21 protein-coding genes are annotated in these 25317 nt (G+C 71.1%); 4 read left to right on the top strand and 17 right to left on the bottom strand.

The features are described 5' to 3' along the window. Window positions 1-283 precede the first annotated feature (283 nt). The 3 genes from ACFQLX_RS09180 to thyX all read right to left on the bottom strand — a co-directional run bounded on the left by ACFQLX_RS09180 (window position 284) and on the right by thyX (window position 3969). Entirely contained in the window at window positions 284-1969 is a 1686-nt protein-coding gene (locus ACFQLX_RS09180) for a ribonuclease J (RefSeq protein ID WP_386413667.1), read from the bottom strand. A 182-nt stretch (window positions 1970-2151) separates the two neighbouring features. Then, the gene (gene dapA, locus ACFQLX_RS09175; protein WP_386413666.1) at window positions 2152-3051 is read right to left on the bottom strand and encodes a 4-hydroxy-tetrahydrodipicolinate synthase; all 900 of its coding nucleotides are present in this window, start codon (window positions 3049-3051) and stop codon (window positions 2152-2154) included. A 174-nt stretch (window positions 3052-3225) separates the two neighbouring features. After that, window positions 3226-3969, bottom strand: coding sequence for an FAD-dependent thymidylate synthase (gene thyX, locus ACFQLX_RS09170; RefSeq protein WP_386413664.1), 744 nt, complete (start codon window positions 3967-3969; stop codon window positions 3226-3228). A 178-nt stretch (window positions 3970-4147) separates the two neighbouring features. On the opposite strand from thyX, the gene ACFQLX_RS09165 reads away from it, so the two are divergent. Both ACFQLX_RS09165 and ACFQLX_RS09160 read left to right on the top strand, forming a co-directional pair. Next, window positions 4148-4396: a hypothetical protein gene (locus ACFQLX_RS09165; RefSeq protein WP_386413662.1), complete on the top strand. Its 249-nt coding sequence runs from the start codon at window positions 4148-4150 to the stop codon at window positions 4394-4396. Window positions 4397-4542: 146 nt separating this feature from the next. Continuing rightward, window positions 4543-5085, top strand: a complete 543-nt coding sequence (locus tag ACFQLX_RS09160; RefSeq protein WP_386413660.1) for a hypothetical protein — start codon at window positions 4543-4545, stop codon at window positions 5083-5085. Between the two features lie 29 nt (window positions 5086-5114). On the opposite strand, the gene ACFQLX_RS09155 is transcribed toward ACFQLX_RS09160, so the two are convergent. The 9 genes from ACFQLX_RS09155 to eccD form a co-directional block, all read right to left on the bottom strand. Next, window positions 5115-5582, bottom strand: coding sequence for a hypothetical protein (locus tag ACFQLX_RS09155; protein WP_386413659.1), 468 nt, complete (start codon window positions 5580-5582; stop codon window positions 5115-5117). Between the two features lie 8 nt (window positions 5583-5590). Continuing rightward, window positions 5591-6346, bottom strand: a complete 756-nt coding sequence (gene dapB / locus ACFQLX_RS09150; protein WP_386413657.1) for a 4-hydroxy-tetrahydrodipicolinate reductase — start codon at window positions 6344-6346, stop codon at window positions 5591-5593. Between the two features lie 116 nt (window positions 6347-6462). After that, a complete protein-coding gene (locus ACFQLX_RS09145) occupies window positions 6463-7878 on the bottom strand; it encodes a M16 family metallopeptidase (protein WP_386413655.1) in 1416 nt (471 codons plus the stop codon). Then, a complete protein-coding gene (locus ACFQLX_RS09140) occupies window positions 7868-10084 on the bottom strand; it encodes a polyribonucleotide nucleotidyltransferase (RefSeq protein WP_386413654.1) in 2217 nt (738 codons plus the stop codon). The genes ACFQLX_RS09145 and ACFQLX_RS09140 overlap by 11 nt, the downstream gene beginning before the upstream one ends. Before the next feature lie 453 nt (window positions 10085-10537). Continuing rightward, a complete protein-coding gene (gene rpsO, locus ACFQLX_RS09135) occupies window positions 10538-10828 on the bottom strand; it encodes a 30S ribosomal protein S15 (RefSeq protein WP_386413653.1) in 291 nt (96 codons plus the stop codon). 135 nt (window positions 10829-10963) lie between these two features. After that, complete coding sequence (locus tag ACFQLX_RS09130) at window positions 10964-11452, bottom strand: hypothetical protein (RefSeq protein WP_386413652.1); 489 nt, start codon at window positions 11450-11452, stop codon at window positions 10964-10966. A gap of 97 nt (window positions 11453-11549) precedes the next feature. Continuing rightward, the gene (locus ACFQLX_RS09125; RefSeq protein ID WP_386413651.1) at window positions 11550-13298 is read right to left on the bottom strand and encodes an alpha/beta hydrolase; all 1749 of its coding nucleotides are present in this window, start codon (window positions 13296-13298) and stop codon (window positions 11550-11552) included. 4 nt (window positions 13299-13302) lie between these two features. Continuing rightward, the gene (locus tag ACFQLX_RS09120) at window positions 13303-13761 is read right to left on the bottom strand and encodes a hypothetical protein (RefSeq protein WP_386413650.1); all 459 of its coding nucleotides are present in this window, start codon (window positions 13759-13761) and stop codon (window positions 13303-13305) included. 83 nt (window positions 13762-13844) lie between these two features. After that, complete coding sequence (gene eccD, locus ACFQLX_RS09115; protein WP_386413649.1) at window positions 13845-15383, bottom strand: type VII secretion integral membrane protein EccD; 1539 nt, start codon at window positions 15381-15383, stop codon at window positions 13845-13847. Window positions 15384-15543: 160 nt separating this feature from the next. Between eccD and eccCa the strand changes: the two genes are divergently transcribed. Then, window positions 15544-19545 (top strand): type VII secretion protein EccCa, encoded by a 4002-nt coding sequence (gene eccCa, locus ACFQLX_RS09110; protein WP_386413648.1) that lies wholly within the window; start codon window positions 15544-15546, stop codon window positions 19543-19545. Window positions 19546-19602: 57 nt separating this feature from the next. Here the strand turns inward: eccCa and ACFQLX_RS09105 are convergent, their stop codons facing one another. The 3 genes from ACFQLX_RS09105 to ACFQLX_RS09095 form a co-directional block, all read right to left on the bottom strand. Next, window positions 19603-19905, bottom strand: a complete 303-nt coding sequence (locus tag ACFQLX_RS09105; protein WP_386413647.1) for a WXG100 family type VII secretion target — start codon at window positions 19903-19905, stop codon at window positions 19603-19605. A gap of 42 nt (window positions 19906-19947) precedes the next feature. Next, window positions 19948-20298 (bottom strand): WXG100 family type VII secretion target, encoded by a 351-nt coding sequence (locus tag ACFQLX_RS09100; RefSeq protein ID WP_386413646.1) that lies wholly within the window; start codon window positions 20296-20298, stop codon window positions 19948-19950. Between the two features lie 70 nt (window positions 20299-20368). After that, window positions 20369-21607 carry a S8 family serine peptidase gene (locus ACFQLX_RS09095; protein WP_386413645.1) on the bottom strand — a complete coding sequence of 413 codons (1239 nt, stop codon included), beginning with the start codon at window positions 21605-21607 and terminating at the stop codon, window positions 20369-20371. A gap of 1119 nt (window positions 21608-22726) precedes the next feature. Between ACFQLX_RS09095 and ACFQLX_RS09090 the strand changes: the two genes are divergently transcribed. Next, window positions 22727-22942, top strand: a complete 216-nt coding sequence (locus tag ACFQLX_RS09090) for a hypothetical protein (protein WP_386413644.1) — start codon at window positions 22727-22729, stop codon at window positions 22940-22942. 379 nt (window positions 22943-23321) lie between these two features. Here the strand turns inward: ACFQLX_RS09090 and ACFQLX_RS09085 are convergent, their stop codons facing one another. Next, entirely contained in the window at window positions 23322-23804 is a 483-nt protein-coding gene (locus ACFQLX_RS09085; protein ID WP_386413643.1) for a hypothetical protein, read from the bottom strand. A gap of 236 nt (window positions 23805-24040) precedes the next feature. Beyond that, a complete protein-coding gene (gene mycP, locus ACFQLX_RS09080; RefSeq protein WP_386413642.1) occupies window positions 24041-25306 on the bottom strand; it encodes a type VII secretion-associated serine protease mycosin in 1266 nt (421 codons plus the stop codon). Window positions 25307-25317 lie beyond the last annotated feature (11 nt).

The following is a 25317-nucleotide window of genomic DNA, read 5'->3' as shown; positions in this document are numbered from 1 at the left end:
TTCCTCCGGGCGCTTCCCTTCGTGTCCCCGACTCTATCAGACCCTTTTCAGTGTCCGATCCCCGTCGGAAGGGGGTTCGTTTCGGCGGTTTCGCTTTCGCTTCCCCGCCTTGACTTCAACCACATTAGCAGTGATTCTCAGTCGGTTTCACCGGCCATTGGTCCCCAACTTCGAGGGCACAAAGGCCCCGTGGTCGGTCCAGGCGGTGGCGTAAACCTACTGGACGGCCGGAGCCAACGCAAATCCAGCGTCAGCTCCGGCCGTCCAGGGGTGTTCGTGCAGGTCAGACCTCTACGACCACCGGCAAGATCATCGGCCGGCGGCGGTAGTTGTCCGAGACCCACTTGCCCACGACGCGGCGGATCAGCTGCTGGAGCTGGTGCGGCTCCGTCACGCCGTCCTGGAACGACTTGTTCAGGGCGTCCTGGATCTTGGGGACCACCTGAGTGAAGTCCTTGTCGTCGATGCCCGAACCGCGGGACTGGACGTCCGGGCCGCCCACGATCTTGCCCGAGGAGGAGTCCACCACGACGTAGACCGAGATGATCCCCTCCTCGCCGAGGATGCGGCGGTCCTTGAGGGAGGACTCGGTGACGTCGCCGACCGAGAGGCCGTCGACGTACACGTAGCCGGCCTGCACCTTGCCCACGATCTTGACGTTGTCGTCCTTGAGGTCGACGACCACGCCGTCCTCGGCGATCACGATGTGGTTCGGCGGGATGCCGGTGAGGACACCCAGCTCGGCGTTGGCGCGCAGGTGGCGCCATTCGCCGTGGACCGGCATCAGGTTCTTGGGCTTGCAGATGTTGTAGAAGTACAGCAGTTCGCCCGCGGAGGCGTGGCCCGAGACGTGCACCTTGGCGTTGCCCTTGTGGACGACGTTGGCGCCCCAGCGGGTCAGGCCGTTGATGACCCGGTAGACCGCGTTCTCGTTGCCCGGGATGAGGGACGAGGCCAGGATCACCGTGTCGCCGTCGGCGATGCGGATCTGGTGGTCGCGGTTGGCCATCCGCGAGAGCGCCGCCATCGGCTCGCCCTGCGAGCCGGTGCAGACGAGCACCACCTTGTCGTCGGGGAGGTCGTCGAGCTGCTTGACGTCCACCACGAGGCCCGGGGGGACGCGAAGGTAGCCCAGCTCGCGGGCGATGCCCATGTTGCGCACCATCGAGCGGCCGACGAAGGCCACCTTGCGCCCGTACTCCTCGGCGGCGTCGATGATCTGCTGGATGCGGTGGACGTGGCTGGCGAAGCTGGCCACGATGATCCGCTTGTCGGCGCCGGAGAAGACGCCGCGCAGCACCCCGGAGATGTCGCGCTCCTGCGGGACGAAGCCGGGGACCTCGGCGTTGGTGGAGTCCACGACCAGCAGGTCGATGCCCTCCTCGCCGAGGCGGGCGAAGGTCCGCAGGTCGGTGAGCCTGCCGTCCAGGGGGAGCTGGTCCATCTTGAAGTCGCCGGTGGCCACGACCATGCCCGCGGGAGTGCGGATGGCGACGGCGAGGGCGTCGGGGATGGAGTGGTTGACCGCGATGAACTCGAGGTCGAAGGGGCCCCGGTTCTTCCGGTCGCCCTCCTTGACCTGGAGGTTGTTGGGGCGGATGCGGTGCTCCTGCAGCTTCGCCTCAAGGAGGGCGAGAGTCAGCTTGGAGCCCATCAGCGGGATGTCCGGCCGCTCGCGCAGCAGGTAGGGGACGCCGCCGATGTGGTCCTCGTGCCCGTGGGTGAGCACGATGGCGTCGATGTCGTCGAGGCGGTCCCGGATGCTGGTGAAGTCCGGCAGGATCAGGTCGATGCCGGGCTGCTCCTCCTCGGGGAAGAGGACGCCGCAGTCGACGATGAGCAGGCGGCCGCCGTACTCGAAGACCGTCATGTTGCGGCCGATCTCGCCGAGACCGCCGAGCGGGGTGATCCGCAGGGCGCCCTTGGGGAGCGGCGGCGGGGGGCCGAGTTCGGGATGCGGATGACTCAAAGGACTCTCCTCACCACGCGGGCCTGCGTACGCCCCGGGTCGCTGTCCGGCGACTGCCGCGCGGATCGGGGGCATACGGGGGCTCGCGTGAGCTTGATGTGTCGGTACTGCTCTGTTCTGTTATTACGTCCGGTCGCCGCGCAATGACTCCGCGGTGCTACGCCATCCGGGGACGGCGCCTTTCACAGCTGCACCCCGCCTGCGGCGAGGTCCCGCTTGAGCTGCTCGGTCTCGGCCTCGGTGAGACCGACGAGCGGCAGGCGCAGGGGGCCGGCGGGGAGGCCCTGGAGGGTCAGGGCGGCCTTGGTGGTCATCACGCCCTGGGTACGGAACATGCCGGTGAAGACCGGCAGGAGCTTCTGGTGGATCTCGGTGGCCTTGCGGGTGTCGCCGCTGAGGTGGGCGTCCAGCATGGCGCGCAGCTCGGGTGCGACCACGTGTCCGACGACGGAGACGAAGCCGACCGCGCCGACGGAGAGCAGGGGGAGGTTGAGCATGTCGTCGCCGGAGTACCAGGCCAGACCGGTCTGGGCGATGGCCCAACTGGCGCGGCCGAGGTCGCCCTTGGCGTCCTTGTTGGCGACGATCCGGGGGTGGTCGGCCAGCCGGATCATGGTGTCGGTGTTGATCGGGACGCCGGAGCGGCCGGGGATGTCGTAGAGCATCACGGGGCTGTCGGTGGCGTCGGCGATGGCCGTGAAGTGGCGGTAGAGCCCCTCCTGCGGGGGCTTGCTGTAGTACGGCGTGACGGCCAACAGGCCGTGGGCGCCCGCCTGTTCGGCGGCGCGGGCCAGCTCGACGCTGTGCCGGGTGTCGTTGGTGGAGCAGCCGGCGACGACGTGGGCGCGGGCTCCGACAGCCTCCACCACTGCTCGTACCAGTTCGGCTTTCTCCGCGTCGGTGGTCGTGGGCGACTCACCTGTGGTGCCGTTGACGATCAGTCCGTCGTTGCCCGAGTCGACCAGATGGGCGGCGAGGCGCTGCGCGCCGTCGAGGTCGAGGGCGCCGTCGGCGGTGAAGGGTGTGACCATGGCGGTCAGCACCCGGCCGAACGGGGTCTGCGGTGTGGAAGTCGGAGCCATGGGTCCCACGCTACTCGTAGGTCGACGCGGCAGAGGAACCCGGCACTGCCTGCTCGGGGGTTCAAGCAGTGCCGGGTCCGTGATCACAGCGTATGCGAATTTCTCACAATGGGGCAATCGGAAGAATTCGCTGCGTTGTTCGGGAAGTGGGCCGCGGGGTCTCCCGCCTGGGGGTCAGGGGGCGACGCGGCCGTTCTTGTTGAAGGCCGCATGGGTGAGCGGCATCAGCCGCGCCCACTCCGCCTCCATCTCCTCCGCCACCATCTCGATCTCGCGCTGCGGGAAGGAGGGGACCTTGGCCAGCTCGTGCTTCGTGCGCAGGCCCAGGAAGTGCATCAGCGAGCGGGCGTTGCAGGTGGCGTACATGGAGGAGAAGAGGCCGACCGGCAGGGTGGCGCGGGCGACCTCGCGGGCGACGCCGGCGGCGAGCATCTCCTGGTAGGCCGCGTAGGAGTCGCGGTAGGAGCGCTCCATCGCCTCCGTCACCAGCTTGTGCTGCTCGGGGGTGCCCTCGACGAAGACGTACTGCCCGGGGCGGCCCTGCTGGACGAGCTTGCGGTCGGGGCCGGGGACGTAGAAGACGGGCTGCAGCTCGCGGTAGCGGCCGGACTCCTCGTTGTAGCTGAAGCCCACGCGGTGGCGGTGGAACTCGCGGAAGACGAAGATCGGGGCGCTGACGAAGAAGGTCATCGAGTTGTGCTCGAAGGGGCTGCCGTGGCGGTCGCGCATCAGGTAGTTGATGAGCCCCTGGGAGCGGGCGGGGTCGGCGTCCAGCTCCTCCAGGGACTGCTCGCCCGCGGTGGAGACGCGGGCCGCCCACAGGACGTCCCGGTCGGAGGCGCTGTGCTTGACCAGCTCGACGGTGACGTCGCTGCGGAACACGGGGGTGGGGCTGGCGGCCTCGACGGGTCCACTCACCGGCGGGTCCTTCCGTAGGTCTCTGCGGGGCGTGCCCAGCCTAGGGGGCACCACCGACAGTCCCGTACCGGTGGGTGATTCCGGGCGGTCCGCTCGAAGGGAAGATTTCCCTATACACCTTGTTACCCTTGGCGAAGTCCGTTAAATACGGACAGGTGTACGTGAGGGATGGTTATTCATGTTCGGACGACGGCAGGCCGAGGCGGTGCCGGCGCCGCCCGGGTCCATAGCGGGGGCGGAGGCGTTCCACGGTGGCGTGCTGCCCCCGCGGCCGCGCCGTACGCCTGCGGAGACCGCCGGCGCGGTCGTCGTCGGGGTGGTGGTGGCCGGGGGGCTGGCGGGGGCGGTCCTGTTCGGGATGCCCGCCATACAGAGCGTGCAGCCTGGGTCGGGGACCGCGTATCAGACGGAGACCTCGCAGCCCTGAGAGAGCCCTGAGAGAGGGTGTGACCGGCGCCGGTTCGGCGCCGTACGGGTGGCACCGGGGTGGAAGCGCCGGGCACCCAGCGTTAACCTCACGGGCAAGGCCGCGTCTACGCCGATCGGCCCCAGCCGACAACGTGAGGATCCGCCGTGCCCCTGCCCTTCCTGACGGCCGACCGCGACTTCGGTGGGATCGCGGGTGACGGTCCGCTCGCCCACGCCGATCCCGACCACTGGCGCCGGCCCTACCGGCCGGGTCCCTGGCGCGTCGGCGGGGCGGCGCTGGAGCTGCTCATCGTCTCGTATCTGCTGCTGGCGACGGTCATCATGATGATGGCCGGCTCCACCGGTGGCACCGTCGCCTGCTTCCTGGCGGCGCTCGCGGTCACCGTCGCCGCGCTGCGGCTGCTGCGCGTCGGGGTCTGGGTGAGTGCCCGGGGCGTCCGGCAGGTCGGCCTGCTCTACACCCGTACGACCCGCTGGGAGACCGTCAGCGCGGTCCGTACGGTGCAGCGGCCGGTGAAGTGGCTGGGGCTGCCCCGTACGGTCCAGGGGCAGGCGGTGGTCGTCCACACCCGCAACGGCGACATGCGGCCGTTGCTGACCGACAAGAACGCCGACTTCCTCGGGCGTCCCGAGGCCTTCGACCGCGCCGCGGACACCATCGAGGCGTGGGGGGCCGAGCTCTCCTGAGCCCCCGGGGGGCCGGGCGCTGCGGACTCCTAGCGCCGCTCCCCCGCCTCGGACGCCGCCTGGGCGCGGTGCAGTTCGATCGCCCGCTGCATCGCCTTGCGGGCGCGGGGGGTGTCGCGGGCGTCGTGGTAGGCCACCGCGAGGCGGAACCAGGTGCGCCAGTCCCGCGGTGCCGCCTCGGTCTCCGCCTTGCGGCGGTGGAAGACCTCGTCGGCGGAGTCGCGGTCGATACGGCCGCCGGGGGTGCGCTTCAGCTCGTCCACCGGCAGTCCGCCCTCGGCCTCCAACTCCCTTGTCAGGCGCTGGGCGTTGAACGCGAACTGCGTGGTGCGCCAGAGGAACCAGATCCCGATCAGCGGCAGGACGAGTACCGCGATACCGAGGGCGACGGTCACCGCGCGGCCGTCGCGGACCAGTATCCAGGCGCGGCTGCCGGCCAGGACGAAGTAGACGACCAGGACGGCGGCCAGGACGAAGTACGTGATCTTTGAACGCATGGCGGGGCTCAGTCCAGGTCCATGAAGTTCTCGAGCCCGTACGTAAGACCGGGCGTCGAGACGATCCGCCGTACACCCAGCAGGATGCCCGGCATGAAGCTGCTGTGGTGCAGCGAGTCGTGGCGGATGGTGAGCGTCTCGCCCTGGTCGCCGAGGAGGACCTCCTGGTGGGCCAGCAGGCCGCGCAGCCGCACCGAGTGCACGGGCACGCCGTCGACGTCCGCGCCGCGCGCGCCCGGCAGGGCGGTGCTGGTGGCGTCCGGCTGCGGCGGGAGGTCCGCGGCACGGCGGGCCTGCGCGATCAGCTGGGCGGTGCGGGTGGCGGTGCCGCTGGGGGCGTCGGCCTTGTTCGGGTGGTGCAGCTCGATGACCTCGGCGGACTCGAAGAAGCGCGCCGCCTGGGCGGCGAAGCGCATGGTGAGCACCGCGCCGATGGAGAAGTTCGGGGCGATGAGCACGCCGGTGGCGGGGCTCTCGGCCAGCCAGCCGCGCAGCTCGGCGAGGCGCTCGTCGGTCCAACCGGTCGTGCCGACGACGGCGTTGACGCCGTTGCGGACGCAGAACTCCAGGTTCCCCATCACCGCGTCGGGGTGGGTGAGGTCCACGGCGACCTGGGCGCCGGCCTCGACGAGCGCGCCGAGGTCGTCGTCGCGGTCGAGGGCGGCGACCAGCTCCAGGTCCCCGGCCGCGGCGACCGCGCGGGCCGCCTCGGATCCGATCCGGCCCTGGGCGCCGATCACTGCCACGCGGAGCTTGGCTGACATGCTGCGTACCCTCGTCTTCCTCGATCGTGCGGCGTCCGCTGCGGACGCCGGGCGGCCCGGTCGCGCCGGGCCTGTACGTCCTGTACGTCCCGTACGGCCGGCGCGGTCCGGGCCGGTCACATCGGTGCGACGGCCTCCGCCAGTCGCGCCGACTGCTTCTCGCTCAGCGGGCCGATGACGGACAGCGAGGGGCGCCGGCCCAGCACCTCGCCGGCCACCGCCCGCACGTCGTCGGGGGTGACGGCCGCGAAGCGGTCCAGCATGTCGTCGACCGACAGCTGCTGCCCCCAGCACAGCTCGCTCTTGCCGATGCGGTGCATCAGCGCGCCGGTGTCCTCCAGGCCCAGCACCGTGGAGCCGGAGAGCTGGCCGATGGCGCGGGCCACCTCGTCGTCGGTGAGGCCGTTCTCCGCGACCTGCTCCAGCTCGGCGCGGCAGAGCTTGAGCACTTCGTGGACCTGGCCGGGGCGGCAGCCGGCGTAGACGCCGAAGAGGCCGCAGTCGGCGAAGCCGGAGGTGTAGGAGTACACCGAGTAGGCCAGGCCGCGCTTCTCGCGGATCTCCTGGAAGAGCCGCGAGCTCATCCCGCCGCCCAGGGCGGTGGACAGCACGCTGAGCGCCCAGCGGCGCTCGTCGTGCCGGTCCAGGCCGGGCATGCCCAGCACCACGTGGGCCTGCTCGGTGCGGCGGCCCAGCAGCTCGACGCGGCCGCTGGTGCGGATCGTCTGGCGGCCGGTGCGCGGCGCGAGGGGGACGGCCCCGGGGTCGCCCAGGGCGCCCGCGGACTCGAAGGCGGCGCGGACACGGCGTACGACGTCGGCATGGTCGATGTTGCCCGCGGCGGCGACGACCAGGCGCGTGGGGTCGTAGTGCTTCTTGTAGAAACGGGCCACGCGGGACTGGGTGAGGCCCTCCACGGTGTCCACGGTGCCCAGCACCGGGCGGCCCAGCGCGGTGTCGCCCAGCAGGGTCTGCGCGAAGAGGTCGTGGACGCAGTCGCCCGGGTCGTCCTCGGTCATCGCGATCTCTTCGAGGACAACGTTGCGCTCGGCCTCGACGTCCTCGGCGCGGATGACCGAGGAGGTCAGCATGTCGCAGACGATGTCGATGGCCAGCGGCAGGTCGGTGTCGAGCACGCGTGCGTAGTAGCACGTGTACTCCTTCGCCGTGAAGGCGTTCATCTCGCCGCCGACCGCGTCGATGGGGGCGGAGATGTCCAGGGCGGAGCGGCGCTCGGTGCCCTTGAAGAGCAGGTGCTCCAGGTAGTGCGTGGCGCCGTTGAGCGAGGGGGTCTCGTCGCGGGAGCCGACGTGCGCCCAGATGCCGAAGGTGGCGGAGCGCACGGTGGGCAGGGTCTCGGTGACGATCCGCAGGCCGCCGGGGAGGGTGGTCTTGCGGACCGTGCCGATGCCGTCGGTGCCCTTCAGCACCGTACGGGTCGCCGCGCGGCGCAGGGGGGCGGCGGGCCTGGGACGGGGGACGGCCCGCCCCTCGAGGGAGGGGCGGGCCGTCGCGCGGAGGTTACGCGTCACTCTTGTCGTCGTCCTCGTCGTCGCTCTCGCCCTCGATCACGGGGATGAGGGAGAGCTTGCCGCGCGGGTCGATCTCGGCGATCTCGACCTGCACCTTGCTGCCGACCGCGAGGACGTCCTCGACGTTCTCCACGCGCTTGCCGCCGGCGAGCTTGCGGATCTGCGAGATGTGCAGCAGACCGTCCTTGCCGGGCAGCAGCGAGACGAAGGCGCCGAAGGTGGTCGTCTTCACGACCGTGCCCAGGTAGCGCTCGCCGACCTCGGGCATCGTCGGGTTGGCGATGCTGTTGATCGTGGCGCGGGCCGCCTCGGCGGAGGGGCCGTCGACCGCACCGATGTAGATGGTGCCGTCGTCCTCGATCGTGATGTCGGCGCCGGTGTCCTCCTGGATCTGGTTGATCATCTTGCCCTTGGGGCCGATGACCTCACCGATCTTGTCCACCGGGATCTTGACGGTGATGATCCGCGGGGCGTTGGGGGACATCTCGTCCGGGACGTCGATGGCCTCCATCATCACGTCGAGGATGTGCAGACGGGCGTCGCGGGCCTGCTTCAGCGCCGCGGCCAGCACGGAGGCGGGGATGCCGTCCAGCTTGGTGTCCAGCTGCAGGGCGGTCACGAAGTCCTTCGTGCCGGCGACCTTGAAGTCCATGTCGCCGAAGGCGTCCTCCGCACCGAGGATGTCGGTGAGGGCGACGTAGTGGGTCTCACCGTCGACCTCGTCGGAGATCAGGCCCATGGCGATACCGGCGACGGGGGCCTTGAGCGGCACACCGGCGTTCAGCAGCGACATGGTGGAGGCGCAGACCGAGCCCATGGACGTCGAGCCGTTGGAGCCGAGGGCCTCGGACACCTGGCGGATCGCGTACGGGAACTCCTCGCGCGACGGCAGCACCGGCACGATGGCGCGCTCGGCGAGCGCGCCGTGGCCGATCTCGCGGCGCTTGGGCGAGCCCACGCGGCCGGTCTCACCGACGGAGTACGGCGGGAAGTTGTAGTTGTGCATGTAGCGCTTGCGGGTCACCGGGGAGAGGGTGTCCAGCTGCTGCTCCATGCGCAGCATGTTGAGCGTGGTGATGCCCAGGATCTGGGTCTCGCCGCGCTCGAAGAGGGCCGAGCCGTGCACGCGCGGGATGGCCTCGACCTCGGCGGCCAGCGTACGGATGTCCGTGACGCCGCGGCCGTCGATGCGGATCTTGTCCTTGAGGACGCGCTCGCGCACCAGCTGCTTGGTCAGCCCGCGGTAGGCGGCGGAGATCTCCTTCTCGCGGCCCTCGAACTGCGGCAGCAGCTTCTCGGCGGCCACCGCCTTGACGCGGTCCAGCTCGGCCTCGCGGTCCTGCTTGCCCGGGATGGTCAGCGCCTGGGCAAGCTCGCCGCCGACCGCGGCGGCCAGGGCCTCGTAGACGTCGTCCTCGTAGTCGAGGAAGACCGGGAAGTCGCCGACCGGCTTGCCGGCCTTCGCGGCGAGGTCCGACTGCGCCTTGCACAGGGCCTTGATGAAGGGCTTGGACGCCTCCAGACCGGCGGCGACGACCTCCTCGGTCGGCGCCTCGGCGCCGCCCTTGACCAGCTCGACGGTCTTGTCGGTGGCCTCGGCCTCGACCATCATGATCGCGACGTCGCCGTCCTCCAGCACCCGGCCGGCGACCACCATGTCGAAGACGGCGTCCTCAAGCTGGGTGTGGGTGGGGAAGCCCACCCACTGGCCGTCGATCAGCGCGACGCGGACGCCGCCGATCGGGCCGGAGAAGGGCAGGCCCGCCAGCGTGGTGGAGGCGGAGGCGGCGTTGATGGCGACGACGTCGTAGAGGTCGTCGGGGTTGAGCGCCATGATCGTCTCGACGATCTGGATCTCGTTGCGCAGGCCCTTCTTGAACGAGGGGCGCAGCGGGCGGTCGATCAGCCGGCAGGTGAGGATCGCGTCCTCGGAGGGGCGGCCCTCGCGGCGGAAGAAGGAGCCGGGGATCTTGCCCGCGGCGTACATGCGCTCCTCGACGTCCACCGTGAGGGGGAAGAAGTCGAGCTGGTCCTTGGGCTTCTTGGAAGCGGTGGTGGCCGACAGCACCATGGTGTCGTCGTCCAGGTACGCGACGGCGGAGCCGGCGGCCTGCTTGGCCAGGCGGCCCGTCTCGAAGCGGATGGTGCGGCTGCCGAAGGAACCGTTGTCGATGACGGCCTCGGCGTAGTGGGTCTCGTTCTCCACTCGGAATATCTCCTCGTCTGCGCCCCTCGCCCGTGTGGCGTGGAGCGGGGTGCGCCCCTCGCCCGTGTGGCGTGGAGCAGGGTGCGCCTCCCGCCCGTGTGGCGGGGGGCTGTGGCGGAGGGCTTCCGCTGCGGTCGTGCCGGCCGGTCGTGCGGTCGGACCATGCCGGTCTTCGATCGAAGCCTCCGGGACCCGTCTGCTGCGGGATACCCGGCGGCCACTACCGAGGACCGGCGCTGGTGGCCTGCTGCTGCGCCGGCGGCGCGACGGAGGCGGTTGCTCACCGTGTTCATCTGTGTCGCTGGAACCAGACTACAAAGCTTCCGGCGTCCTCACGACGCCAGGCGGCCCCTGGGCGAAGTCCCGGCCCGTGGAACGGGGGGCGTGCGGCCATGCGGGGACCATGCAAAAGGAGCGGCTCCCCGTCGGGGAACCGCTCCTCTCACTGCTGCCTTACTTGACACCGCCGGCCGCACCGCGGCGGATGCCGAGGCGCTCGACCAGGATGCGGAAGCGCGCGATGTCCTTCTTCGCCAGGTACTTCAGCAGACGGCGGCGCTGGCCGACGAGCAGCAGCAGACCACGGCGGGAGTGGTGGTCGTGCTTGTGGGTCTTGAGGTGCTCGGTCAGGTCCGAGATGCGGCGGGTCAGCATCGCGACCTGGACCTCGGGGGAGCCGGTGTCACCCTCCTTGGTGCCGAACTCGGACATGATCTGCTTCTTCGTGGCGGCGTCGAGCGACATTCCGTCTCCTTGGATCCTTGGTACGCGCTGCCGGGCGCCCCTGGTCTGCATCACAGGGAGGCTGATTTCACCCGGGCACGGCCACCCAGGTTACCAGCTGGGAGGGGTGGCTTCGGACGGGGTACGGGGGGCCGGTCAGTAGTCGGTGACCTCTTCGCCGGGCGGGACCCGGTAGCAGGTGGAGCCGAGGGAGACGAGGAGGCGGGGGTCGTCAGGGTCGTTCTCGCCCCATCTTTTCTGGATCCGGATGGTCACCGTGAAGATGTCCTCGCCGTGTACGTACTCCGCTTTCAGCGTCGGAACGCGTGCCTGGGTGTGCTCGTCGGGGCCTACGGAGAGGACCTTCCAGCCGTCCTTCGGCAGGGCTACCGGAAGTCCGTCGAAGGCGCGCTCCAGTTCGGCTTCCGAGGTGTGCGCCAGGGACCAGTGGTGCCCGATGGAGAAGTGGGTGTCCGGGTCGTAGTCGTCGCCGCAGTCGCCGATCGACGAGCCGGCCTGACTCGTCCTCCCCTTCAGCCGCATGCGGTCCAGGATGCGCGAGGAGAGGTGCTCCGCCTTCCTTCGTACCGTCTCCACCTCCCGGACGACCGGTGCGGGTCCATCAGGTTCCGTTGCCACGTCCATCCCGTTCACGCATCCCGTCATCGTGAGCGCGGCGGTAGCCGCGAAGGTCAGTGCGGCTCCGAGCCGCAGCCGGGGTCCGAAGAGGCGGGGCGCCGGACTACTGCGTCTGCGCAAGGTGGTACTTCCCCGCGACCACAGCAGCCTGGTTATCGAGACTCTGCGTACCCCGCTTCCAGTAGTCACTGTGTCCTTCCGTGTCCGTGGTCAGTTGGTTGGCGCCGAACTCCGGGTCGCTGGGCACGATGAACCCTCCTGGGTCGAAGACCGGAACGCGGCTCGGGCCGACCTCCATATGGGGCGGTTCATAAGCGCCGTGCCCGAACTGTCCGATGTCGGGCACGTGGTCGCCCCTGGCCTCCTGGTTCCAGACGTGGCCATGCGGAACGCCGAGGTCGGAGGCGTTTCCCACCTGGACACCGGGGCTGCCGGCGAGGATCACGTCGTCCACCGGCAGGTCGAACTGGCGGGCTGTGGAGCCGATCAGCGTCGTGCCGTAGCTGTGGCCGATCGCGGTGGTGTGGCTGGGGGTCTGCTGGTCGTGGGCGGCGTCCAGGCCGTGCAGGAAGCTGCTGTACGAGCCGGCGCCGTCGTCGGCGTAGTGGCTGAAGGGCGAGTCCTTCACGATGTCGTCGGGGGCGTCGTAGCCGAACCAGGTGATGGTGGAGACGGGGTCGCCGGTCCGGACCGCGCTCGCCCTCCACAGTTCGTCCATCCGCCGCAGGTCGCCGCCGATGCCCGGCAGGTCCGTGGTCGTGCCGGGGACGTAGACCGCCGTGTGATGGGCCGTGTCCGGGTTGCCGTTGGCGAGGATGACCCGGCCGTCGGCCTCCGCGCTGAAGCCAAGCAGGTACGCCTCGGGGAGGCCGCGCTCGCCGGTCTGGGCGAACCTCTTCTCGATCGCCGCGATTCCGCCGCGGGTGTTCTCGTAGCGGGTGACCTGCGCGCGCCACGCATTCCACTCGGGGGAGGTGGTGCGCTGTTCGCCGCCCATCCCGTTGAGGACGCGGTACTTCTCCGGCTCGTTCGCCCGTAGTTCGTCCAGCTTCATCTGCACCGTCGCCGCCTCCGTGGCCAGATGCGCACGGTTGGCCTCGTCGCGGGCTTCGGCGGGGAGGCCGTCCAGGGCGCCGATCCGCTCGGGGTGGAGGGCCAGGTGGCGGGCGCGTTCGTCGGGGGTGAGGGAGGCCCACCAGGCGGCGTTGGCCGCTGGGGAGCCGCCGGCGGGGATGTCGTCGGCGCTTCCGGTGGCTTCGCCGACCGCTTCGGTGTCCTCGCCGGCGTCCACCCAGTCCTCGTCGGTCACGTCGAGGTCGTTGTCGGCGGTGAGGGCGTCGAGGCGGGCGCGCCAGCCCTGGTCGGCGTCGGCGGCTTCCTGGAGGGCGGCGGTGATGCGGTCGGCGTACAGCTGGGCCTCGGCAGCCCGGCCGTCGGCGAGCGGGGAGTACGGGGTGCTCCCGTCGGCGCCCCGGTCCGCGTGCGGGGCTGCCACCTCCCAGTGCACCGATCCGTCGTCCTGGACGGTGAAGCCGGCCGCACGGGCGTCCTCCCCCGCGGCGGCCAGCCTGCGCTGCGCCGCCGTCAGGTCGGTGGCCAGGCCGCTCAGTGCCGCGTGGATCAGGGCGCACTGGAGCTGCGTGAAGTGGTGGTTCTCCGCCAGGGTGCGCAGTCGGCGCTGGGCCGCCTCCGCGCCCGCCCCCTTGAGGTCCGCCTTGCGCATGCCGGCGGCGACCTGGGCCTCGACCCGGTCCTTCGCCTCGCTCATGGCGGCGCCGACGGTCCGCCAGGCGGTCGCGTAGCGCTCGTAGGTGGCGGGGGTGGCGTCGCGGAGCTGCTGGTAGGTGACCATGCGCTCACTCCCCGCCCGGTCGGCCGCGCAGTGCTCTCCCACCCTCGTACACGGCGGGGGCGGGCAGTCGCGCGTCGAAGAGGGCTGCGGTCGCCGTGTCGTTTCCCGCCAGTTCCGCGCCGGCCTGCTCCGACGCGGCCGCCACCTCGGCGCATTCGCGCTGCAGGAGGGCGAACTGCCGTTCCCAGGAGAGGAGGAGAAGCCGGTGGGAAGGGGTGCACTGGAAGCCGTCGATTCCCGCTTCGCGGCCGTCGGACGTCTTGTCGCGGTGGTCGCGGATCGCCGACTCCAGCAGACCGCGCACATCCCGCAGGTGTCTGGCGGCGGTTGACCAGGCCTGTCTGGAGGACTTCAGATCACCCCCGTCCCAGTCGCCGCCGGATCCGCCAGGAGCGCCGTCCAGTCGCGTCCGGCTCGCGGTGTCTGCTTTGAGCTGCGCCCATTCCTCGTCGAGCGTCGGCATACGGTCCTCCCGAACTCGCTTCTACGGGAGGAAAGTTACCCTTCGGGGCGCATGGGGCGCATGGGTATCCCTACTCAGAGTACCTAGTTCGTCACGCTGCGCATCGCCGAGTACGCGCCCAGCACCGCCAGCGCCAGCGGGAGCAGGGAGAGGAGTGCGGCGGATTCGAAAAGCTCCATCGCGCGGCCCCAGAAGGGGGTGACGCCGGTGCGCGGGACGGTCAGGCCGATCGCCACCACCACGGTCACCGCGAGGGCGAAGGCCGCCGTCAGCCAGACCGTGCGCAGGTCCAGGGCGGTGGTGTCGCCCCGGTGATAGGCCGCCAGCAGGTCCGCGGGGGCCCGTAGCGCCAGGCCGGCTCCCAGCAGGGTGAGGGCGGCCAGGCCGGCCACGAGCATGCAGGTGACCTGGGAGGTGTAGCGGAAGAGGTGGGCGCGCAGGAGGAGGGAGAGGGCGGTGGCGAGGGCGAGGAGCTGCGCCCAGCCGTCGGCGGAGAAGCCCAGCACCGCCGTCGCGCCGACGCCGACCGCCGCGCAGCCGCCGACCAGGCCGACCAGCAGTTCGTGGCCGCGCCGCGCCTGCAGGGCGATGCGCTCGGCGTCCATCGCGCCCTGCGTCTGGGGGACGGCGTCGGGGTCGTCGTCGTACGTCGCGGCGGAGCGCGGGGCCTCGTAGCCGATGGGGAGGCGGGCGAAGCGGGTGGACAGGCCCGGGAGGAAGGCGATGGCGCCCAGGGCGAACGGGGCGCAGAGCGAGGCCGCCTCCACCGGGGAGAGGTCCGCGCTGATGGCGGCGAAGGCGGCCAGGGTGCCGGTGGCGGCCGCGAAGGCGACCGCCACGAACGGTCCGTCGCCGGTGGGCGACAGGGCGATCAGGACGGCGGAGGCGAGCAGCACCGCCACGCAGCCCAGCAGGAACTGCAGCCGTCCGATGCCGTGGCCGGCGGAGAGCGGGAGCAGTCCAGAGCCGGCGATCATCATCAGCGGCATCGCGCCCAGGCCCAGGGCGACGGCGGAGGCGCGGTCGGCGTAGACCCGGGCGCGGACGCCGGCGAGGACGACCAGCAGGGCGCCGCCGACGGCGGCGAGGATGCCCGGCAGGCTGTGCATGTCGTGGCGCAGCGGGTCGGCGAACCACAGCACGAAGGCCGTCAGCAGCAGCAGGACGCCGCCGCCGGTCAGCCCGGCGGCGCGTAGGGCCGCCTCGCTCCACATGGTGCGGTCGCGGGCCACGGCGGTGGCGACGGCGTCGGAGACGTCGTCGAAGACCGCCGGGGGCAGGGACTCCGCGAAGGGGCGCAGGGCCAGCACCTCGCCGTCGAGGATGCGCTGGGCCCCGAAGGTGCGGGAGCTGTCCAGGACGGTGCCGTCGCGTCGTACGAGGTGGTACCCGACGGGGGCGCCCGGGGCGGGGGCCTGGCCGGAGAGGCGCAGGATCTCCGGGTGGATGTCCGCGACGGGGATGTCCTCGGGGAGGGCCACGTCGATCCGGCCGTCGGGCGCCACGATCGTGACCCGGACGAAGCCGGTGGCCGAGGCGCTGGTGCGGCTGCCGCCTCTGCTGTGCGCGCTGCTGCCCTGCGAAGTCGGGCCGCCTGCCCGCGTCGAGGCCGTCGTAGTCACCCGTCGCTCCCCTTCCCCCTGTGTCCCGCGCACCGTGGCGGCCGTACCGGTTGCTCACCTTATCGCCCCTATCGGCCCTACGAGGGGCGCAAGTTGGCCAGTAGGATCACTGGCGCGGGGGATCATCTCGCCCTCGTACACGAGGGATTGGTAGCGCGCAGTGACCCACATCGTCGTCAAACGCCAGCCGCGGGTGCTGCCCCCTGACGTGCCGGACGCGGACCTGCGCCTGGAATCACCCCCCGAGCTGCCCCGCGGCTATCGGGAGGGGGTGCTGATGCAGATCCTCCCCATGCTGGGCATGGGGACGATGGTGGTGTTCTTCTTCGGGCCGACCGCGCAGCCCATCATGCGGATCATGGGCCTGGTGATGGCCGCCGCGATGATCGCGATGATCGTGGCGATGGTGGTGCGCTTCCGCAAGGGCACCCAGGGCGAGATGGCGGACATGCGCCGCGACTACCTCAAGTACCTTGCGCAGACCCGCCGTCAGGTCCGCAGGACGGTGCGGATGCAGCGTGACGCGCAGTTCTACCTGCACCCCTCCCCCGAGCAGCTGTGGGCGCTGGTCGCCGAGGGCAGCCGGGTGTGGGAGCGGCGCTTGGGGGACGAGGACTTCGGCGAGGTGCGGGTGGGGCTGGGCCCGCAGCGGCTGGCGACGGCGCTGGTCGCGCCGCAGACGCGCCCGGTGGACGAGCTGGAGCCGCTGACGGCCGGGGCGATGCACCAGTTCCTCAACACCCATGCCACGGTGGCGGGTCTGCCGCTGGCGGTGTCGCTGCGGGCCTTCTACCACCTGACGGTGGGCGGGGACCGTACGAGTGCGTACGGGGCGGCGCGGGCCATGGTGGGGCAGCTCGCCTCGCTGCACTCCCCCGACGACCTGGTGATCGCCGTCGCGGCGGGTGCGCACTCGGCGCCGGAGTGGGAGTGGGCGAAGTGGCTGCCGCACACGCAGCTCGCCGGCGAGGCGGACGGCGCGGGCAGCCGCCGGCTCATCACCGGCAGTGCGGTGGAGCTGGAGGGGCTGCTGGCCGAGCGGCTGGAGGGGCGGCCCCGCTTCCAGGCGGGCGGGCAGCCGCTGCTGGACGAGCCGCATCTGGTGCTGATCCTCGACGGTACGGGGGTGCCGCCCGGTTCGGTGCTGGCCTCGCCCGAGGGGTTGCAGGGGGTCACGGTCATCGAGATCGTGCCGGGTGGGACGGGTGGGACGGGCGCGGCGCGCGGCGGGCTGGCGATGCTCGTGGCGCCGGGGCGGCTGGAGCTGGACTCCGGGTCCGGCGAGGTGTACGAGGCGGAGCCCGACCAGCTCGCGCCCACCTCCGCGGAGGCCCTCGCCCGGCAGCTGGCGCCGCTGCGGATGGCCTCGGCGGGGGGCGACGACAGTGAGCAACCGCTGCTGGCGAAACTGGAGTTCACCGATCTGCTGGGGCTGGGCGACGCGGCGGCGATCGAGGTCTCGCGCACCTGGCGACCGCGGTCGACCGCCGAGCGGCTGCGGGTGCCGATCGGGGTGGGTGGGGACGGCGCGCCCGTCATGCTGGACCTGAAGGAGGCCGCGCAGGACGGGATGGGCCCGCACGGGCTGTGCGTGGGCGCGACCGGTTCCGGCAAGTCGGAGCTGCTGCGCACGCTGGTGCTGGGGCTGGCGGTGACGCACACCTCGGAGACGCTGAACTTCGTGCTGGCCGACTTCAAGGGCGGCGCGACCTTCGCCGGGATGTCGGAGCTGCCGCACGTGGCGGCCGTCATCACCAACCTGGCCGACGACCTGACGCTGGTGGACCGGATGGCGGACTCCATCCGCGGCGAGCTGAACCGCCGCCAGGAGCTGCTGCGCGACGCCGGCAACTACGCCAACATCCACGCCTACGAGCGGGCCCGCTCGGCGGGGGCGCCGCTGACGCCGATCCCCTCGCTGGTGCTGGTCATCGACGAATTCAGCGAACTGCTCAGCGCCAAGCCGGAGTTCGTGGAGATGTTCGTCCAGATCGGGCGGATCGGCCGTTCGCTGGGCGTGCATCTGCTGCTGGCCTCGCAGCGGTTGGAGGAGGGGCGGCTGCGCGGGCTGGAGACGTACCTGTCCTACCGGATCGGGCTGCGGACCTTCTCCGTCGCGGAGTCGCGGGCGGCGCTGGGGGTGCCGGACGCCTACCACCTGCCGTCCGTGCCGGGCTCGGGCTATCTGAAGTTCGGCACCGACGAGATGGTCCGCTTCAAGGCGGCCTACGTGTCGGGGGTCTACCGGGCGCCCGGTGAGGAGGGCGGGCAGAGCGTCGCGGCGGCGCAGGGCGTGCCGCCGGCGGTGCTGCGGCCGCCGGTGCTGTTCACGGCCGCGCCGGTGGCGGTGACCCGGGCGGCTGCCGCGCCCCGCGGCGCGGTGGTTCCCTCGCCCCGCAGCGGTGCGGACGACGACGCGCTCGCCGACACCGTGCTCGACGTGGTGGTGGGGCGGTTGGACGGCAAGGGGCCGGCCGCGCACCAGGTGTGGCTGGCGCCGCTGGACGCGCCGCCGTCGCTGGACGAACTCCTGCCCGGGCTCACGTCGTCGGCCGAGCGCGGGCTCGCGTATCCGGACTCGCCGCGGCTGGCCGTACCGCTGGGGCTCGTCGACAAGCCCTTCGAGCAGCGGCGCGACGTGCTGTGGCGGGACTTCTCCGGCGCGGCGGGCCACATGCAGATCCTCGGCGGCCCGCAGTCGGGCAAGTCGACGTTGCTGCGGACGCTGGTCTGCTCCTTCGCGCTGACGCACACGCCGCAGGAGGTCCAGTTCTACGGGCTGGACTTCGGCGGCGGCTCCCTGTCCTCGGTGGCCGCGCTGCCCCATGTGGGCGGTGTCGCCTCCCGGCTCGACCCGGAGCGGGTACGCCGTACCGTCGCGGAGGTCTACGGCATCCTCAACCGGCGCGAGGAGTACTTCCGCGCGGCCGGCATCGACTCGGTGGCCACCTTCCGGCACCTGCGGGCACGCGGCGGGATCGACCCGGGCGAGCAGCCGTGGGGGGACGTCTTCCTGGTCGTCGACGGCTGGCAGGGCTTCCGTACGGAGTACGAGGGCCTGGACGCGGTCGTCACGGACATCGCCGCGCGGGGGCTGGGGTACGGCGTCCACGTCGTCCTCACCGCCTCGCGGTCCATGGAGGTGCGCTCGGCGCTGAAGGACCAGTTGATGAACCGGCTGGAGCTGCGCCTGGGCGACGCGATGGACTCCGAGTTCGACCGCAGGGTCGCCGCGAACGTCCCCACCGGCGTCCCCGGGCGCGGGCAGACCTCCGAGCGGCTGCACTTCATGGCGGCGGTGCCCCGTATCGACGGCGCCGGCTCCGGCGAGGGGCTGGCGGAGGCGACGGCGGCGCTGTGCCGGTCCTCGGCGGACGCCTGGCAGGGGCGGCGGGCGCCGGCGGTGCGGCTGCTGCCGCGCATGCTGCCCGTACGGGAACTGCCCGGCGGCGGGGAGCGGCCCGAGCGCGGGCTGGCCTTCGCCATCGACGAGAACAACCTCGAGCCGGTCTTCGTGGACTTCGAGACCGATCCGTTCTTCCTGGTCTACGGCGAGAGCGAGTCGGGCCGGACGGGGCTGCTGCGGCTGCTCGCCCAGCGCATCGCGGAGCGCTACTCGCCGGAGGAGGCGAAGATCGTCGTCGGCGACTACCGGCGCTCGCTGCTCTCGGCGATCCCGGAGTCCCATCTGCTGGAGTACGCGCCGGTGTCGACGGCGATGGAGGGCCATATGACGGCGCTGCGCGACATGATGGCGCGGCGCGCGCCCGGCGAGGGCGTCACCCCGCGGCAGCTGCGGGAGCGCAGCTGGTGGAGCGGGGCGAAGGTGTTCGTCATCATCGACGACTACGAGCTGGTGGCCACCTCCGGCGGGAACCCGCTGTCGGTGCTGGTGGACCAGCTGCCCTTCGCGCGGGACGTGGGGGTGCGCTTCATCATCGCCCGCAGCTCCAGCGGGGTTTCGCGGCAGATGTTCGAGCCGGTCCTGACCCGGATGAAGGAGCTGGGCGCGCAGGGCGTCGTCCTGTCCGGCGACCCGATGGAGGGCGAGGTCCTGGGCAGCGTCCGGGGGCGGCCGATGCCGCCGGGACGGGGGTACTTCGTGTCGCGCAAGCGGGGGGCGCCGCTGGTGCAGCTGGGGTGGCTGGAGGACGAGCGGTAGAAGTCGGGGCGGGCACCCCTCCCGCAGGTGGCCGCCCCGGTGGCCGTGCCGTTTCGTTCAGCCGCCGAAGAGGCCGGCCGCCTTCCTGTCGGTGGCCGAGTAGTTCGAGCCGGCCGTCTCCACGGCGGCGGAGATCTGGGCCAGCGCGGCCTGGACCTGCTGGGCGTTCTGGTCCCACACGGCCTGCACGGCGTCGTAGGACTGCTTCGCCTCGCCCTCCCAGCTCGCGGCGACGGTACGGACCGTGCTCTTGATCTCCTCCAGGTCCGCCATCAGCTCCTGCGACTGGCGGCGGATCTCACTCGCGGCCTGCGACAGGCCGGCATACGTGACGAGAAGCTCGCCCGGTACGTGCGCCATTGTTTCCTCCTGGTCGTTCGCGTTCGGTGAAGTCGGGTCCGGTCAGAGGCCGTTGAGGCCGGAGGAGGCGCCCGGGGCGCCGCCGGTGCTCATGCCCACGTCCACGGACGACAGGGTCGATCGGACCTCGTCCTCGTTGTTCGCACCCAGGACGCGGGTCTCGCGGATCGCCTCCTGGTAGCCGACCAGGATGCGGTTGAGCGTGGCCATCGCCATGTTGATCTCGGCCTGCTTCTGGTTGAACGCCCCGGCACCGACGCCCTGCCACTGGCCTTCGAGCGAGTCGATGGTCGCCTGGAGCGTCTGGACGCGCTTGTTGAGGCGCTGGGACTTCTCGCTCAGGTCCTGCTCGAGGCGGATGATTCCGTCTTCGCTTAGCCGCTGGTCGGCCATGGGTTCCCCTCTGGTTGGGTCGCCGGGCGCGTGGTCGCGGGCCGGCTCCGTCGGTTGGTCCGTGGGTGGGTCAGGCGGTGGGCCGTCTGCGGATCAGGGCGTACGCCCCGCCGCCGGCGCCGAGGACGAGGGCGGCGGCGAGCGCCACCCAGAGTGTGGGGTTTCCGTCGTCTTCGGACTCGGCGGCGGTCTTGTCCGTACGGTCGGCGGCCTTCGCCTTCGCGTCCGCTTTCGCGTCTTCTGCGGTCGCGGGGGCGTCGGGGGCGGGTGAGGCGGAGGCGTCGGCGCCTGCGGGCATCAGGGGGTTGTGGTCGGGGGCGCCGGGGTCGCCTTTGTTCTCAAGGAGGTTGAGCCGCGGCTTGACGATGCCCCAGCCGAGGTACGTGCTGGGCGTCTTCTCACCGGCCGTGTCGATGAGGACGTTGAGGACCTGGTTGGCGGTCCATTCGGGGTGCTTGGACCAGATCAGGGCGGCGGAGGCGGAGGTGAGGGCGGTGGCTGCGCTTGTTCCGCCGTCGCCAGTGCAGTAACGGTCGAGGGCCTTATCGCAGTAGGTAGGAATATCGGAGCCGGGGGCTGCGATGTCTACGACTTTGCCATGTGACGAGAACTTCGCGATGGTGCCTTTCTTGTCGACGGCGCCTACGCCCACCACTTCGGTAAGGAGCGCGGGGAAGTCCGCCTTGTTCTCACCTTCCGCATCATTTCCCGCCGCCGCGAAGATCAACTTTCCTTTACTCGCCGCATACTTAACAGCCCGTTCGTCAGCGGCCGAGTACTCGCCGCCGAGGGAGATGTTGAGGATCTGGGCTCTCGAATCAGCAGCCGTCCGGATCGCTTTGTCCAGTGTTGAGCGACCTGCGTTGCTCTCAGCCTCGGTTTGCCCAGTGGCCGTACGAACAGGAAAGATCGTCACCCCGGGAGCCAGCCCCTGGAGGCCACCCTCACCAGTTCCAGCGATAAGTTCCGCCATCGTCGTACCGTGACCGGATACATCGTCGTTCGCACCGCCAGCTTTACCGCTAACATCCTGGCCTGGCAGCAACTTCCCCTGGAGTGAAGCCGTCTCCCCAACTCCTGAGTCGATAACCGCAACAGTGATTCCTTCCCCTGTGCCGACCTTCCACATCTTCTCCGCCTGCATAGCGTTCAGGTACCACTGCTGCGAGCGGACATCCTGAGCCGACGCAGCGGGCACCAGCCCAACGAAAGAGACACTCCAGACCCCCGCTGCCACGAATACGGCAACCAAGCGCCGTCGCGTCACACGTCGTCCGGCATGTCTCATCCTCATAGCTGCTGCCGTCATCGGTTGGATCATCCGCCCTAATCGACTACTCGTGGGCCGCTCTCGCGCTGCCCTGCCGTCCACGTTTCCTCGTCCTCGACCAGATAGTCCGGCCGCTCCGACTCCTGCTGCTCCGGGTCGTGTTCGCCCTCATTGCGGCGGCTGGCCAGGCCGGAGCCTCCCTGGGTGAACCCGCGCTGACCGGCGCTACGAGAGCCGCCGACAACACCTCTTCCCTCGGCAGCCCCACCGCGCATGGCACCGGGACGATTCACTCCACGCCCACTGGAGATGCCGTCCCCACCGACCACGGTTCCGCGCGGGACACGCGCCCCCGAGGTGCCGGCCGGGCCGCGCCCGGAACCGATGGTGCCGCTGCGGGGGGCGCCTGCGGCACCCGGACTACCGACACCTCGTCCAGCGCCCGACCCGATGACACCGGGGCGTCCTGTCGTTCCGCCCGGTCCCATGGGCCCTGACGGACGCACCGTGGGAGAAGTGGTTCGCGGCGCCGATCCGGCCATGGGGCCAGTTCCCCCAGGTCGTCCGACCGTTGGGGTCAATGGCCCACGTGCACCGGGACGCGTCGGCTGCGCACCTGCCTGCGGACCACTACGCGAGGCCCCTGCCGGAGCAACGGACCCTCGGGGCATCCCGGAAATACCCGGCGTCTTCCCGAGCGGAACGCGCGGGCCCATAGCCGGTGGCATGTAGCCGGGAGGCCCCGCCGGACCCGTAGGAACCGTCGGAGCAGGCCCGGAGGCGATCGGACTCGGGGTAGGTCCAGGGCTCGGCGCAATCGGAGGCGCCACGCTGTTCAGGTCAGTGCCGACGGGTGCGTCAGGAGCCAGGGGGGTCCCACCCGGAGCCACACCCGACGGAGCACTTGGTGCTGCCGAAGGACTGCTGGGACCTGTTGGGGGGCTGCTCGGATCCGTCGGCGACGGCTGAGGGGATCCGGGCACGTCCGGTGTCCCCGGCGAGCGGGAATCGGGCGAAGCACTTCCGTAGTCACCGTCGCCGCCTGGGGCGCCAGGATCACGCTCCCTAACCATCGGCACCGGCGCATCAATAGGCTCGAACACCGGCGGTTCCATCGACCCCAGTGTCGTAGCCGTCACCTGGTAGTACGACGACAGTTTGTTCATCTGCACGATCGCCTCCTGGCGCCGTGCCTCCTTCTCCGCGCGGTCCGCGGCCAGCGCCTCGCGGACGTCGGTTTCGCTCGTCTGGCGCTGCTCCGGGGTGAGTGCCTCCACGCGCGGGGAGCCCTCGATGTTCGCCGGCATCGCCGCGCGGACCTGGGCCAGGCCCTCGCCGGCCGCCTTGATCTGCGTACCGGCCTGGGCGGCGTAGTCGCCCAGCTGCTTTGTCTTGCTGACGAAGTTCAGGCTCCAGACGCGGAATGCCTCTCCCGCATCGCCGTCCCACTTGGTGCCGGCGATATCGCGCTTCAGCGTCTCGCTCGCGTCCTCGAAGGCGTGCCCCGCCTGGAAGAGCGCGTCGCCGGAGGACTCCAGTTGCTCCGGGTTCACCGCCTGGACATAAGCGGTCAACTCCTCCAGGGACTTGTCCTCGAAGTTCATGCTCCCCAGGGTGTCCGCGCCGAAGAAGCCCCGCACCTGGCGCAGGATCTCCATGAAGCCGAGCTGCGCCCCGCTCGGTGCCGTGTCCGGAAGAGGAACGGGCTCTTCCGCCGGTTGCTGCGTGCCGTCCGCCATGACTCCCCCTCCGGTCAGAACGTCTGCTGCTTCTTGTCGGTCCGATGTGCGTCCGCCCTGCCGGCCTTGAACTCCTCGCGCTGTTCGTACACCTCCGTGTTGACGGAGTGGAAGCGGCGGCGTTCGTCCTCGTCCAGGTTCTGGTAGCCCCGTGCGGCGCCGTCCACCGCGATGCCCAGGGCGTCGATCAGGCGGTCCGCCGTCTCGGCCAGCTGCACCAGTTGCGCCTGCGCGTGCGCGTAGCACTTGGCCAGGGCGTCCGCCTCGGGGAACTCGCCGCCGCTGCCCAGCGCCGCACGGTCCACCTGCTGGTCGCCGACGGAACTGCGGGCGCCGGGCGAACCGCGCAACCCGTCGAGGATCGTGCCGATCTTGGCGCGGAACTCCGTCATCGAGTCATAGCCGACCTTGAGGTTCCTGGCGGACATCGCCGCCAGCGCTCCGGCGGACACTGCCGCCGCGATCCCCGTCGTTGCTCCGACTTCCGGCGTAGCCAAGGCCGCTCCTTCCCCGTCCATCCCGTGGAGCCTTCTCGTACGCTGCGGTGCGCCGAACCCTATGCACGCATCGTGCCCTTTCCGACCGGCAAGTCTACTGACCTGCTGTCAGGACTCAGTTACGACGCGTCATCAACTTGCCTTTGCTGACAGGTTGTTGCCCTCAAAATCCTATGTTGTCCCGCCAACGGCCGGATAAGCACTGGTACTCATGTTGCGGGTGTGACGAACCCACCTCACCTTGACGCCGCGTCCCCCCGCCGCCGCGCGCGGTCGCGGTGCACCCGCGCCGCGCCCGCCGTCAGCGCGAGCAGGGCCGCCGCCGCCACGAGCGCGTAGGTCGCCAGGCGTTCGGTGCGCTGCTCCTCCGTCTCCCCCGCCGGCAGCCTGGCCGGCGTCGGGAGCTGGGCGCGGGAGAGGGTCGTGTGGTCCTCGTACGGGGCGTCGATCGGCTCGGCGTCCCCCGACAGTGCCCGCACCGGGTCGACGACGCCCCAGCCGACGAGGCGGTCGCGGCCGCGGATGGTGCGCTGGGCCGTCTGCTGGAGCCGGGCGGTGATCTGCCGGGCGGTCCAGTCGGCGTGCTTGGCCCGGAGCAACGCGGCGACCCCCGCCGCGTACGGGGCGGAGAAGGACGTGCCGTTGTCGCTGCAGTGGCCGCCCTTGGGGACGGTGGAGACCATGTCGACGCCGGGGGCCGCGACGCCGACGAAGGCGCCGGACTGGGAGAAGGAGGCGCGCTCGTTGGTGCGGTCGGAGGCCGCCACCGCCAGTACGCCCGGGTAGGCGGCCGGGTAGGTCTCCTTGACCGCGCCGCCGAGTCCGTCGTTCCCGGCGGAGGCGATGACGAGCACGTTGCGCCGCAGGGCGTACTCGACGGCCTGTTCGAGCGCGGAGTCGGCGCGCAGTGCCGTGGCGGTGTCCTGGGAGATGTTGATGATCTGGACCTTCGCCCTGTCGACCGCGTAGACGATGGCCTCGGCGAGGGTGTCGGAGGTGCCCGAGCCGTTCTCGTCGTTCTGGATGATCGGCACGATCGTCGCCTCGGGCGCCAGGCCGACGAAGCCCGTGCCGTCGGCGGGGCGGGCGGCGATGATGCCGGCGATCTTCGTGCCGTGGCCGACGAAGTCGGTGGTGCCGTTCTTCGCGCCGAGTTGGGCCGTCCGGCTGGGGGGAGTCCCCTTCTCCGCGGTCTTCTCCGCCCCGCCCTTGAGGAACTTGGCGCCCGCCGTCCGGTCCACTGCCGCGCGCAGCTGGGGGTGGGAGGCGTCGACTCCGGTGTCGATCACGGCGATCCGCACCCCTGCGCCCTTGGTGCCGGCGGCCTTCCACAGCTCCTCCGGGTTGACGCGCTGGAGCGACCAGGGGCGGCCCTTGTAGACCTCGGCGGGGAAGGTGCACCGGCTGCCCTGGGCGGCGGCCGGGGGCGCGGCCCAGAGCAGCGGCAGCAGGGCGGCAACGACGGCGACCAGGGCGGCGGTTGGGCGCGGGGGGCGGGGCATCGGCGGGGGCA

The organism is Streptomyces polyrhachis, assembly GCF_042663125.1.
Taxonomy (GTDB): domain Bacteria; phylum Actinomycetota; class Actinomycetes; order Streptomycetales; family Streptomycetaceae; genus Streptomyces; species Streptomyces polyrhachii.
Note: the sequence above shows the minus strand (reverse complement) of the source record. Positions and strands in the feature narration are given on the sequence as shown.

Excerpts from the sequence above, each read along its gene's own strand:
- ACFQLX_RS09105 (WP_386413647.1), bottom strand. The coding sequence starts at position 19,905 with ATGGCGCACGTACCGGGCGAGCTTCTCGTCACGTATGCCGGCCTGTCG.
- dapB (WP_386413657.1), bottom strand. The coding sequence starts at position 6,346 with ATGTCAGCCAAGCTCCGCGTGGCAGTGATCGGCGCCCAGGGCCGGATC.
- dapA (WP_386413666.1), bottom strand. The coding sequence starts at position 3,051 with ATGGCTCCGACTTCCACACCGCAGACCCCGTTCGGCCGGGTGCTGACC.
- ACFQLX_RS09155 (WP_386413659.1), bottom strand. The coding sequence starts at position 5,582 with ATGCGTTCAAAGATCACGTACTTCGTCCTGGCCGCCGTCCTGGTCGTC.
- ACFQLX_RS09165 (WP_386413662.1), top strand. The coding sequence starts at position 4,148 with ATGTTCGGACGACGGCAGGCCGAGGCGGTGCCGGCGCCGCCCGGGTCC.
- mycP (WP_386413642.1), bottom strand. The coding sequence starts at position 25,306 with ATGCCCCGCCCCCCGCGCCCAACCGCCGCCCTGGTCGCCGTCGTTGCC.
- ACFQLX_RS09100 (WP_386413646.1), bottom strand. The coding sequence starts at position 20,298 with ATGGCCGACCAGCGGCTAAGCGAAGACGGAATCATCCGCCTCGAGCAG.
- ACFQLX_RS09125 (WP_386413651.1), bottom strand. The coding sequence starts at position 13,298 with ATGGTCACCTACCAGCAGCTCCGCGACGCCACCCCCGCCACCTACGAG.
- ACFQLX_RS09120 (WP_386413650.1), bottom strand. The coding sequence starts at position 13,761 with ATGCCGACGCTCGACGAGGAATGGGCGCAGCTCAAAGCAGACACCGCG.
- rpsO (WP_386413653.1), bottom strand. The coding sequence starts at position 10,828 with ATGTCGCTCGACGCCGCCACGAAGAAGCAGATCATGTCCGAGTTCGGC.
- ACFQLX_RS09095 (WP_386413645.1), bottom strand. The coding sequence starts at position 21,607 with ATGACGGCAGCAGCTATGAGGATGAGACATGCCGGACGACGTGTGACG.
- ACFQLX_RS09130 (WP_386413652.1), bottom strand. The coding sequence starts at position 11,452 with ATGGACGTGGCAACGGAACCTGATGGACCCGCACCGGTCGTCCGGGAG.